Here is an 11,494-nt window from a genome sequence, read left to right on the forward strand (position 1 = left end):
GACAGTCAGAACAGCAGCGTCAGCTGCATCACTCTGCTCCGGTGTTAAAAGCAGTAAAGGGGCGCTATGTTAATCCATAAGATCCGCATCGTCACCTGTAAAATGGCAAAATTAAAATGGCATCAATAATTGCCCGGTTAACAATGTGGTGAAGTTATCCTCCAGGAAAGGCAGAATGGCGTCGGCTATCGGCATCAGTTGTTTATTAATGTAATGCTCATAGTCCGGCGGTGCCGTCAGAATCTCCAGCGGCTGCGGCCCGGAGCGGGTAATAATATAGCTTATCCCCGCACCGCGCTGGTACTGCGGCGGACGATTCATGCGGACATTATACTCATCCGCCATTCTGGCCGCTTTGACATGAGGCGGCACATTACGCTGATAATCCGCCAGCGGACGGCGCAGACGCTTGCGGTACACCAGCCGGTCATCGTAGCGTCCCGCGAGTGTGTCACGGACATAATCACGGATAAACTGCTGATACGGCATTTTATCGAAAATCAGCCGGTACAGGGTTTGCTGGAAATGCTGTGCCAGCGGTGTCCAGTCACTGCGGACCGTCTCCAGCCCGCGAAAGACCATGTTATCCCCCGAAAGCCCCGCATACCGTTTCTTGCTGCCGAGGTCAGTTCCGCGGATCGTCGGCATCAGAAAGCGGCGGTAGTGGGTTTCATACTCAATTTCCAGGGCGGAGATCAGTCCGTATTCGTCCTTTAAATGTGTCTGCCACCACTGATTGATCTTTTCCACCAGCCAGCGTCCGATACGTTCCGCATTCGCTTCACTGTGCGCACTTTTCAGCCAGACAAAGGTGGAATCGGTATCGCCGTAAATGACCTGATAACCCAGAGACTCAATAATAGTGCGGGTTTTTCGCATGATGTCATGTCCGCGCATGGTGACGGAGGAGGTCAGGCGCGGATCATAAAAACGGCATCCGGCGGCACCCAGAACACCACAAAACGCATTCATAATAATTTTCAGTGCCTGCGACAGCGGCTTATCCCCTGCCAGTTTTGCCATGTCCCGCTCATGCCAGATTCGGTTGACGATATCCGGCAGGCAGTTGGTTTCCCTGGAAAAATACGCGCCCTTAAACCCGGGAACCGCCTGTTCCGGTGCGGCAAGACCTTCGACCATGCCAATCGGATCAATGAGAAAAGTGCGGATAATGGAGGGGTACAGGCTTTTAAAATCCAGCACCACCACCGAGTCATATAATCCCGGGGCAGAATCCATCACAAAGCCGCCCGGTATCGGCTCACCGGGTTTCTCGCCGGGGTCGGGTGCGACATAGCCTTTACGGTGCATCGGCGGCAGATAAAGATGGGTGAAGGCGGCGACAGAACCCCCCATGCGATCCGGTGCCAGGCCGGTTACGGCAGCCCGCGCCAGTAAAAATTCTGTCAGATGGGTGTGCTCAAAAATCCGGGTGACCAGACGGCAGTCCTGAAGGTTATACCGTGCCAGCGCCGGTTTATCCTCACGGAAACGGCGGTTGATTTCATCCATGCGGTCATACGGGGAATCGCTGTCTTTGCCCTCGCCGAGCAGTGTCTGAGACACGGCCTCCAGACTGAAAGACGGGAACTGCCAGGTCGCGGCTTTCAGGGCATCGATACCGTCAATAATCAGCCGCCCCGGAGCACCGGCAAAAAATTGTCCGGGTTTGAAGCCGTGCTCCCGCCAGGAAAGCGGGGCATTATTACGGCCGAAAATCAGCGGGATCTGATATTTTTCCGCATGGCGCTGCAGAATGCGCAGATCAAACTGGATCAGGCTCCAGCCGATTATCATGTCCGGATCATGTTCCGCCAGCCACTGGTTCAGACGGTGAAGCAGATCCGGGCGGCGCGGGACATACTCCAGCGTGAAATCAGGATTGGTCAGCGGTGTGCCGTTCTCCGGGCCGAGCATAAAAACAGTATCAGCACCGCAACCGGAGAGCCCGATGGAGTAAAGATCACCGAACTCGGTGGTTTCGATATCCAGAGAAACGATTTTCAGCGCCGGGCGGTAATCCGGATGCGGTTTCATCAGCACATGACCATCCGGCTGTGGCTGCACCCAGACAGCGGCGGTGATAAAACGCTCCATCAGATAGCGCTCGCAGGGGCGGATATCCGCTTCATAAAGGTGCAGATGCTGTTCGCCGAGCTGTTTTTCCAGTTGCTGTAACTGGCGGTACTGGCGGCAGTAAACGGCACTGACATCATCCTGATGAAAATCCTTTAGCGGACGTGCTGTCAGTGTGGCGCCGGGAATGTTGTTAATGAAGGGACGGCTTTCCGCCAGCTCCCGGTGCGGGACAAAGCCGACAGCCTGCTGCAGCGGAACAGAAACATGCCGTGGCCCGTTATCTGTCGCCAGCCAGTAACGGACCTCAATACCGCGCGGGGTATCAGACCAGTGACGGGTCAGAATAAAACCGGCTTCCGCCGGTGCTGCCACCTGACGGGAGGGAAAACTGTTGTGCCCTGCCATCATTTTGTCCGTTCTGCTGATGAAAAAATAACTATAGCAGAGTGGTGTGGATATATACAGTATTTAAGGTGCGGTTTACGGACGGATACCGAGGATCTGAGCCTGGGGAACCTCACCGCTGACCAGGGCGGCGGTACTGCCGTCAAAGGCAATGGTACCGTTATCCACCACCATCGCGCGGGGCGCGATTCTGGCCGCGTCATCTGTATTGTGGGAGACCATCATCAGTGTCAGCTGCCGTGAATCACAGATGGTTTCCAGCAGTGCCAGCATTTCATTGCGCAGTGCCGGATCCAGTGCGGAGAAAGGTTCATCCAGCAGCAAAACCGGCTGGGAACGCACCAGGCACCGTGCCAGTGCCACCCGCTGGCGCTGACCGCCGGAAAGCTGTGACGGCAGCCGTTTCAGCAGTGGTGTCAGCGAAACCTGTTCAGCGATTTGTGCCAGCTGCACTTTTTGCTCCGCATTCAGTTTCATCCCGGGATGAAAACCGAGAGCGATATTCTGTTCAGCCGTCAGGTGAGCAAACAGGTTATTTTCCTGAAACAGCATGGATACCGGGCGTGAAGCGGGCGGTGTGCGGGTGTGATCTTCATTATTCAGCAGAATAGTGCCGCTTTCGGCAAACTGAAACCCGGCAATCAGTGACAGCAGGGTACTTTTACCCGCGCCGCTCGGGCCGAGAATGGCAATTTTTTCTCCGGCGGCAACGGAAAAATGAAAATTCATGGTCTGTTGCTGATAGCGGTAAAGAATATGATCAAAATAAATCATGGGCGTTTCCCCGGCAGACGTTCCAGAACGGTAAACAGCCCGAAACAGAGTAAAAACAGGATCAGTGCAGTGACCGCGGCATCCGCATTGCGGTAAGCGCCGATCTGCTGATAAAGATAGAATGGCAGCGTGCGGAAATCTTCATTGCCGAACAGCGCGATCACACCAAAATCCCCGACCGACAGCACACTGGCAAATGCCACTGCCTGTGCCAGCGGGTTACGGAGAGCCTTCAGTTCAATCAGTTTCAGCCGGTTGAAGCCGCTGATATTCAGCGAGAGACAGAGCGGGTTATAGCGTTCAGCCAGGTCACGCATCGGGTTATCCAGCACTTTCAGTGCATACGGAATCGCCATCAGCGCGTTGGTCAGGATCACCAGCCCGTATGGAATTGCTCCCAAATCAGTGGTGCCGGTCGTGCTGTTGAGCAGCAGGAAAAACCCGGTAGCCAGTACAATTCCCGGCATGGCGAGGATCACCAGCCCGGAAAGCTCCATGGCCTGTCCTGCTCTGACCGCCTGCCGCAGCCGCAGTTCACGGCTGCTCCATAACAGCATCATGGTCAGCAGCACACAGATAAAACCGGAAGCCAGCGCAATTCCGAGCGAGGTGAAAAAAGCTCGCCACAGTGCCGGTTGCTGCAGAACCGGCAGTAATCCCGGATTCAGACCGTCCGCGATGATGGCAAAAAACGGCGGCAGCAGAAACAGCAGGGCACAGAGGATGATCAGGCCGTCAGCCAGTCTGCGCGGCAGCGTGTCCTGCGGGTTGCGCCATTGCAGTGACTGGGTAAAGCCGACAGAAAAATGACCGGACAAATGCTGGCTGACGAGCACCAGCCCGATGCAGCACACCAGCTGGATCAGCGCCAGCAGGGCAGCGCGGCCAATATCAAAGTCATAATTCAGTGCCTGATAAATCGCCAGTTCAATGGTAGTTGCCGCCGGGCCGCCACCGAGTGCCAGCACCGTGGCAAAACTGGCAAAGCAGAGCATAAAAATCAGTGCGGCGGTCGGCAGCAACTGACGGCGCAGATAAGGCCATTCCACAATCCGGAAATGCTGCCATTCATTCATATTAAGCTGAGCGGCGAGCTGTCTCTGCTCCGTGGCAATATTATCGAGCTGCTGATACAGCATCCGGGTGGCAAGCGGCATATTGAAGAAGATGTGCGCCAGCAGAATGCCCTGTAATCCGTACGGGGAGAAGGTATAGTCCAGATCCAGAAAACCGGAAATATGTGCCAGCCAGCCGTTACGTCCGTAAACTGACAGAATACCGAATACGGCTACCAGCACGGGCAGTACCAGCGTCATCGCGCATAACCGCAGAAAGACCGTCCGTCCCGGGAAACGTCGGCGCCAGAGTGCCCGGGCCAGGAAAACAGCCGGGATAACGGAAAAGAGTGCGGATAAGAAAGCCTGCCAGAAGGTAAAGCGGACGACATGCCACAGGTAGCTGTCATCCCATATCTGCTGCCAGTCTGTATCCGGTGTGTTAAACCACAGCGCCCCGAAGGCACTGACAGCAACGACCAGAAGAAGACCGGACGCGAGTGCGCCCGGTATCAGGTACGCGGCAATTAACGGCTGACTGCGTTTTGCCATATCCGTATCCACTGATTGCGCTCTTTCGCCACTTCTTTTGCATCAAATTCCAGCGTTTTCGCCGGTTTCGGCATTTTGTCGTAAACCGGCGGCAGCGGCATATCAATCACAGGATACATCCAGTTGGTGGTCGGCAGCGTTTTCTGGAAATCCGGTGTCAGCATAAACTGCATGAACTGTTCCGCCAGTGCCGGGTGTTTTGAGGAGGCCAGTACACCTGCCATTTCCACCTGAAGATAATGTCCTTCCTCAAACAGTGCTGCGGCATAGTTATCTTTGTTATCTGCCAGCATGTGGTAACCAGGCGAAGAGGTATAACTCAGTACCAGGTCAGCTTCACCTTTCAGGAACAGGCCGTAAGATTCACTCCAGCCTTTGGTGACCGTCAGGGTCTTGTTCGCCATTTTGGCCCACTGTGCAGCCACATCATCCCCGTAGAGTTTTTCCATCCACAGCAGTAATCCCAGTCCCGGTGTGCTGGTGCGCGGATCCTGATAAATAATGGTCAGCTTCTGATCACTGTTAAGCAGTTCTTTCATGCTTTTCGGCGGGTTCGGCAGGGTGTCTTTGTTGTAGATAAAGGCAAACCAGCCGTAGTCATAAGGAATAAAGGTTTTGCTTTCCCATTTGACCGGCAGCACCAGTTTTGACTGATCAACATTGCTTTCTTTAAACAGTCCGGTATCCAGTGCCGCCTGCATCAGGTTGTTATCCAGACCTAAGATGATATCGGCCTGTGATTTTTTACCTTCCATCCGCAGACGGTTCAGCAGCGTCACGCCGTCACTCAGACCGACGAGTTTTAGTTCGCAATTGCATTGCGCTTCAAAGTTTTTCTTAATTTCCGGTCCCGGTCCCCACTCGGCAACAAATGAGTCATAGGTATAGACAGTCAGAACCGGCTTGCTGTTATCTGCAGCCGCCTGGAAAGAAAACAGTGCGGCAAGACCGCCTGCAATGATATTTCTGGTCAGTTTCTGTAACACTTTGCGCTCCTGTAAGGGAAGGATTGGCAAAGGATCTGAGTGCAGCATGATGGCGACAGGCTGTGCTGTCAGCAGTGGCGGCTCAAATCCCTACGCCGGTATTAACCGGATCAGGTTCCTCGGGTGTTATCTCAGCAACACCGGCCGGAAAGCCGGAACTGCACCCCGTTGAGAGAGGAATAGTGTAGTGTTTTTCTCAGGAATTTGCCACTGTCCGGAACCGTTAACGCGGTGTGTTGTTTTTCTTCCGTCAGAGCCGGAAATGCGGCGGGCTGAAGGATTTTGAGTGCAGAGGTTTACCCCATGATGGGAGTGTGAAACAATTGGCTATCTTTCAGTTTTTTTCTGAGGTAGTCGAGTGATTGATGATGATGGCTACCGCCCGAATGTCGGGATTGTAATTTGTAATAAGGAAGGCCAGGTTTTATGGGCCCGCCGCTACGGACAGCACTCGTGGCAGTTTCCTCAGGGAGGTATCAATCCCGGCGAATCACCGGAACAGGCCATGTACCGTGAGTTGTATGAGGAAGTTGGTTTAACGCGTAAAGATGTGCGTATCCTGGCGGTCACCCGCAACTGGCTGCGCTACAAATTACCCAAACGTTTGGTGCGTTGGGATACCAAACCGGTTTGTATCGGTCAGAAGCAGCGCTGGTTCTTACTTCAGCTGCTCTGCGAGGACAAAGAGGTCAATGTGACCCGCAGCAAGTCGCCGGAATTCGACGGCTGGCGCTGGGTCACCTATTGGTATCCTGTTCGTCAGGTGGTCTCTTTCAAACGTGATGTGTACCGCCGCGTAATGAAAGAGTTTTCTTCCGTTGTGATGCCTGCCAACAGCGAAGCGACGGCTGTGCGGGCACCGTCTCCCTACCGTCGCCGGCGCCAGAATTAGGGGGAACGGATGCTGACGCGTTTACGTGAAGTGATTGAAAAAGTGGCTGCCGCCGCCGATCTCGCGGAAGCGCTGGAGCTTCTGGTTAAAGAAACCTGTCAGGCGATGGGAACGGATGTCTGTTCCATCTACCTGGCAGATAATCAGCATCACTGTTTTTATCTGATGGCAACGCAGGGGCTGAAAAAGCCCCGCGGCCGTGCTGTCAGCCTTGCTTTCGGCGAAGGTGTGGTCGGTCATGTCGGCCGCCGCGCTGAGCTTATCAATATCGCGGATGTCCGCGAACACCCCGGTTTTAAATATCTCCCCCAGGTTAAAGAAGACAACCTGCGTGCATTTCTCGGTGCGCCGGTGGTTTACCGCCGCCAGTTACTGGGCGTGCTGGTGGTTCAGCAGAGAGAAAAACGCCTGTTCAGTGAAACGGAAGAGTCTTTTATTGTCACTCTGGCGATGCAGCTTGCCGTACTGCTGGCTCAGGCACAAACCAAAGGGTTGTTCGGGCAGTTCCGTCAGACCCGGATCCAGGCTATTCCGGTTTCTTCCGGGATTGTGATGGCCTATGGCTGGGAAGACCGTTCACAGCCGGTGCTTGAGAATGTTTCTGAAGCCTCGGCACTGGACCGCGTGCAGGAGCGTGCCCGCCTGAATAAAGCGCTGGAGGATGCCACGGCAGAGTGCCGCCGTATCAGCAAGCGTTTTAATGCCGCCTCACAAAAAGAGAGTGCCGCTATTTTCGATCTCTACTCCCATCTGCTGAATGACCTGCAACTGAAAAAAGGGTTATACAGTATTGTGGAGCAGGGGTTTGTGGCCGAATGGGCAGTCAAAACGGTCATTGAGCAATTTGCGGGCCGGTTTGCCGGGCTTCAGGACAGCTATATGCGGGAGCGGGCCACGGATTTGCGTGCACTCGGGCAGCGGCTGTTATTCCATCTTGATGATAATTTTACCGGCAGCAACCAGTGGCCGGAACGCTTTGTGCTGGTGGCTGATGAGCTGAGTGCCAGCCTGCTGGCAGAGCTGCCGCAGGAACAGCTTGCCGGTGTGGTGGTGCGTGACGGGGCAACACATTCCCATTCCGCCATTCTGGTCAGGGCGATGGGTATTCCGGTTATTATGGGCGCGGATATTCAGCCGGAATTGTTACACAACCGTCTGCTTATCCTCGACGGCTACCGGGGCGTGGTGTATATCGAACCGGAGCCGCTGATAGCACAGGAATTCCGTCAGATTATTGAGCAGGAGCAGGCTATCAGCCAGCTGGCCGAGGATGAACTCAGCCGCTCAGCTGCACTGAAAAGCGGCGAACGGGTTTCTGTTCAGCTGAATGCCGGGCTCAGTCTGAAATATGAGCAGAAAATCGTCAAAAGTATTGACGGGATTGGCCTGTACCGTACGGAAATACCGTTTCTTGTCCATAATGGGTTTCCGTCAGAAGAAGAGCAGAAAGTCCGTTATCAGGATATGCTGCAACTCTTTGCCGGGAAACCGGTGGTACTGCGGACACTGGATATCGGTGCGGATAAGCAGCTGCCGTATATGCCTATCAGCGAGGAAAACCCGTGTCTGGGCTGGCGTGGTATCCGCGTGATGCTGGATCAGCCGGAGATTTTTCTTATCCAGTTGCGGGCCATGTTGCGGGCTAATATCGGGCTGAATAATCTGAAGATATTATTCCCGATGATTTCCGGGCTCGCGGAGGTTGAAGAGGCCATCCGCCTGCTTGACCGCGCCTGTGAGGAAGTCTCGGCACTGACTGGGGAACGGGTGGAACGTCCGCCGGTGGGGGTGATGCTGGAAGTACCGTCATTGCTGTTTATGCTGCCGGAACTGAAGCAATATATTGATTTTATTTCTGTCGGTACGAATGATTTAACCCAGTATCTGCTGGCGGTTGACCGGAATAATACACATGTTGCACCATTATATGACTCGCTTCATCCGGCGGTCCTGCGTATGCTGAATTTTGTCCGGACTGAAACCACCCGGCTGGGGATCCCGGTCTCGGTCTGCGGGGAAATGGCGGCAAATCCGTTAGGTGCAATGATACTGATTGGTTTAGGATACCGTCAGCTGAGTATGAACGGGCGGAGTATCCCGCGTATTAAGTATTTGCTGCGGCATCTGGATGCCGGAGCACTGGAGCCGCTGCTGGCATCATTGCTGGATGCACAGACAGCGGCTGAAATCCGTGAAAAAGCGGAGCTGTTTATTGAGAACAAGGGGCTGGGACAGCTTATCCGGGGCAGTGCCTGACCGGCACTCCGGAGATGAGGCTGTTCCGTCCTTACAGTCATATATCCCGGCCTGCGGCGGGCAATGCAGCGTCTGCGGCCGGATACAACACACAGTGTGAGGTACGATGAGTAACACTTATCTGGCATTTCCGGATTTTGATCCTGTTATTTTTTCTGTGGGGCCGGTGGCGTTACGCTGGTACGGGCTGATGTATCTTGTCGGGTTTGTGTTTGCCATGTGGCTGGCCAACCGGCGTGCAGACAAACCGGGCAGCGGCTGGAAACGCAGTGAAGTTGAAACACTGTTATATGCCGGGTTTGTAGGTGTTTTCCTGGGCGGCCGTATCGGCTATGTGCTGTTTTATAACTTCCCGCTGTTTGCGGAAAACCCGCTGTATCTGTTCAAAGTCTGGGATGGCGGTATGTCATTCCACGGCGGACTGATGGGCGTTATTATTGCTATGTGGTGGTTTGCCCGCCGCACGAAGCGTCATTTTTTACAGGTTGCTGACTTTGTGGCACCACTGATTCCGTTTGGTCTCGGTATGGGGCGCATCGGTAACTTTATTAACGGCGAACTGTGGGGACGTGTGACTCTCGATACACCGTGGGCCATTCTGTTCCCGACGTCTTACAGTGAAGACGTGAAACTGGCTGCTGCTGATCCGTCTCTGATGCCGGTGCTTGAGCAATACGGCGTTCTGCCGCGTCACCCGTCGCAGCTGTATGAAATGCTGCTTGAAGGGATCGTCCTCTTTATCATTCTGAATGTGTTTGTCCGCAAATCCCGCCCGATGGGCAGCGTGTCAGGTCTGTTCCTGATCGGCTATGGGCTGTTCCGTATCATTGTGGAATTTTTCCGCCAGCCGGATGCCCAGCTTGGTTTATTCGGCGGGATCAGCATGGGGCAGATTCTGTCTGTGCCGATGATTATTATTGGCGTACTGATGATGGTATGGGCATACAAATGCCCGGGTAATAAAAAGCAGAGTGATACCGGAAAACAGAACGCACCGGAATAGATCAGGCTTTAGTGAGTAATAAAAAACTGCATCGTAACGGATGCAGTTTTTTTATGTGCGGTTGTTTAATGGTTTCTCAGACAGAGAACGGGTATTTAATCGGGTCGTGGTGCTGGTAATCTGTCACTGTGAAGTCATCGGTGGTTACCCATGTCATTAAATCATCCAGCGTTTTAATGTCAGGGTTAATATGCAGTTTTGGTGACGCAAACGGCTGACGTGTAATCTGGACATCACGCATTAATTCCAGCTGATCTTCATATAAATGAAGGTTAACTACTTTGTGATAAACTTTACCGCATTTCAGGCCGGTTATCTGAGCCATAATAGCCAGCAGGAAATAACATTGCGGTGCATTGAAAACATAACCCAGTGCATAATCACAACTGCGCTGATAACTGTTTAAATATAATGTACCATCAAGAACAGAAAAATGATGCATAAACATGCAGGGTCTCAGGCAGCCCTGATCAAATTCACCCGGATTCCAGAATGAAATGATTTCACCGCGGTCATCAATTCCTTTTTTTAAATTTTCATAGACTTTACGGAGTTGATCGAATGTATTTTTTCGCAGTTCATTAATCAGTGCTTTAACGCCTTCTTTATCTCCGGCATCACTTAATGATAATAATAAATCATACTGTGCTTCTGTCGGGGATACTTTCAGCTGCCGTCCCTGAACACCATAAACGCGGCCCATATCGTCCTCACCTTTGCGGTTCGGGTTTGCCAGCCAGTCGGTATTTTCATTGGCGTTAGCGTTCCAGGTATTACAGCCGATGGCTCTGAACTGAGCGGCGCTGTCATATCCGCGTAAGTAACCCAGCATTTCCGCAATTGCGGCTTTCCAGAATGCCTTGCGGGTGGTCACCAGCGGGAACTCATTTTTGTCAACGTGGTAAGTGAAATCGGCATTAATAATTGTCAGGCATCTTTTGCCTGTCCGTTTATTCTCAATCCATTTCCCTTCCTCCAGAATCCGCTTTGCAATGTCTAAATATTGTTCCACTTTCGTTTTCCTGTTGACGCAGTATATGGTTTTTATATTATAACATTATTTTTATTTTTTTAATACAAGATAATATTATTTTTATTCTCCATTAATATTAGATCTGTCAACTACATTAATAATTGAGTTAATATTTTTATTATTTATAAAAATCATTAGTAGGTTCTTTATTCTTTATCTGATGATGTCCGGTTCACCGGTGCTGATATTTAAATACAGTACCGGTGGCCGGTTTTTATATCAGTTAATTTCCGTATTGTTAAAGAGCGGTGGTGTCTGTACTTTTTAGCGCCTTCAATTTGTTCACTCCACACTTTTTTCTCCGACAGATAATTTTTTCCGCACAACACGAAAAACGAATGTGAATTTGCACTATTCCGCAGAATTTTTTTCCTGTTGCATCGCATTTTTTTTGGTCTTGTCTTTCTGGGAGTGGTAAATCCGTTATTTTTTCGGCAGAGAAAACGAACGGATGAATAC

At 52.3% G+C, this 11,494-nt stretch carries 8 protein-coding genes and 1 riboswitch; of the genes, 3 read left to right on the forward strand and 5 right to left on the reverse strand.

The genetic code is table 11. The features are described 5' to 3' along the window. Positions 1-111 precede the first annotated feature (111 nt). From ACSBQN_RS15950 to thiB, 4 genes are all read right to left on the reverse strand, one after another. Positions 112-2,487 carry a DNA polymerase II gene (locus ACSBQN_RS15950; RefSeq protein ID WP_024474978.1) on the reverse strand — a complete coding sequence of 792 codons (2,376 nt, stop codon included), beginning with the start codon at positions 2,485-2,487 and terminating at the stop codon, positions 112-114. A gap of 72 nt (positions 2,488-2,559) precedes the next feature. Next, complete coding sequence (gene thiQ, locus ACSBQN_RS15955) at positions 2,560-3,258, reverse strand: thiamine ABC transporter ATP-binding protein ThiQ (protein WP_036409229.1); 699 nt, start codon at positions 3,256-3,258, stop codon at positions 2,560-2,562. After that, entirely contained in the window at positions 3,255-4,865 is a 1,611-nt protein-coding gene (thiP, locus tag ACSBQN_RS15960) for a thiamine/thiamine pyrophosphate ABC transporter permease ThiP (RefSeq protein ID WP_004242183.1), read from the reverse strand. Before thiP ends, thiQ begins: the two co-directional genes overlap by 4 nt. Then, complete coding sequence (gene thiB / locus ACSBQN_RS15965) at positions 4,841-5,827, reverse strand: thiamine ABC transporter substrate binding subunit (RefSeq protein ID WP_046024432.1); 987 nt, start codon at positions 5,825-5,827, stop codon at positions 4,841-4,843. The genes thiP and thiB overlap by 25 nt, the downstream gene beginning before the upstream one ends. A gap of 93 nt (positions 5,828-5,920) precedes the next feature. Beyond that, positions 5,921-6,029, reverse strand: a riboswitch (TPP riboswitch). 180 nt (positions 6,030-6,209) lie between these two features. Between thiB and rppH the strand changes: the two genes are divergently transcribed. The 3 genes from rppH to lgt all read left to right on the forward strand — a co-directional run bounded on the left by rppH (position 6,210) and on the right by lgt (position 10,002). Then, positions 6,210-6,743: an RNA pyrophosphohydrolase gene (gene rppH / locus ACSBQN_RS15970; protein WP_004242185.1), complete on the forward strand. Its 534-nt coding sequence runs from the start codon at positions 6,210-6,212 to the stop codon at positions 6,741-6,743. A 9-nt stretch (positions 6,744-6,752) separates the two neighbouring features. After that, positions 6,753-8,999 (forward strand): phosphoenolpyruvate--protein phosphotransferase, encoded by a 2,247-nt coding sequence (gene ptsP / locus ACSBQN_RS15975; RefSeq protein ID WP_024474976.1) that lies wholly within the window; start codon positions 6,753-6,755, stop codon positions 8,997-8,999. Between the two features lie 106 nt (positions 9,000-9,105). Continuing rightward, entirely contained in the window at positions 9,106-10,002 is an 897-nt protein-coding gene (gene lgt, locus ACSBQN_RS15980; protein ID WP_024474975.1) for a prolipoprotein diacylglyceryl transferase, read from the forward strand. Between the two features lie 76 nt (positions 10,003-10,078). Here the strand turns inward: lgt and thyA are convergent, their stop codons facing one another. After that, positions 10,079-11,014, reverse strand: coding sequence for a thymidylate synthase (thyA, locus tag ACSBQN_RS15985; RefSeq protein ID WP_024474974.1), 936 nt, complete (start codon positions 11,012-11,014; stop codon positions 10,079-10,081). Between the last annotated feature and the right edge of the window lie 480 nt (positions 11,015-11,494).

This window comes from Morganella sp. B601 (assembly GCF_051172335.1).
Lineage (GTDB): Bacteria > Pseudomonadota > Gammaproteobacteria > Enterobacterales > Enterobacteriaceae > Morganella > Morganella morganii.

What these genes read in the sequence shown, in the direction of transcription:
- ACSBQN_RS15950 (WP_024474978.1), bottom strand. Translation starts at nt 2,487, where the DNA reads ATGATGGCAGGGCACAACAGTTTTCCCTCCCGTCAGGTGGCAGCACCG.
- thiQ (WP_036409229.1), bottom strand. Translation starts at nt 3,258, where the DNA reads ATGATTTATTTTGATCATATTCTTTACCGCTATCAGCAACAGACCATG.
- thiP (WP_004242183.1), bottom strand. Translation starts at nt 4,865, where the DNA reads ATGGCAAAACGCAGTCAGCCGTTAATTGCCGCGTACCTGATACCGGGC.
- ptsP (WP_024474976.1), top strand. Translation starts at nt 6,753, where the DNA reads ATGCTGACGCGTTTACGTGAAGTGATTGAAAAAGTGGCTGCCGCCGCC.
- lgt (WP_024474975.1), top strand. Translation starts at nt 9,106, where the DNA reads ATGAGTAACACTTATCTGGCATTTCCGGATTTTGATCCTGTTATTTTT.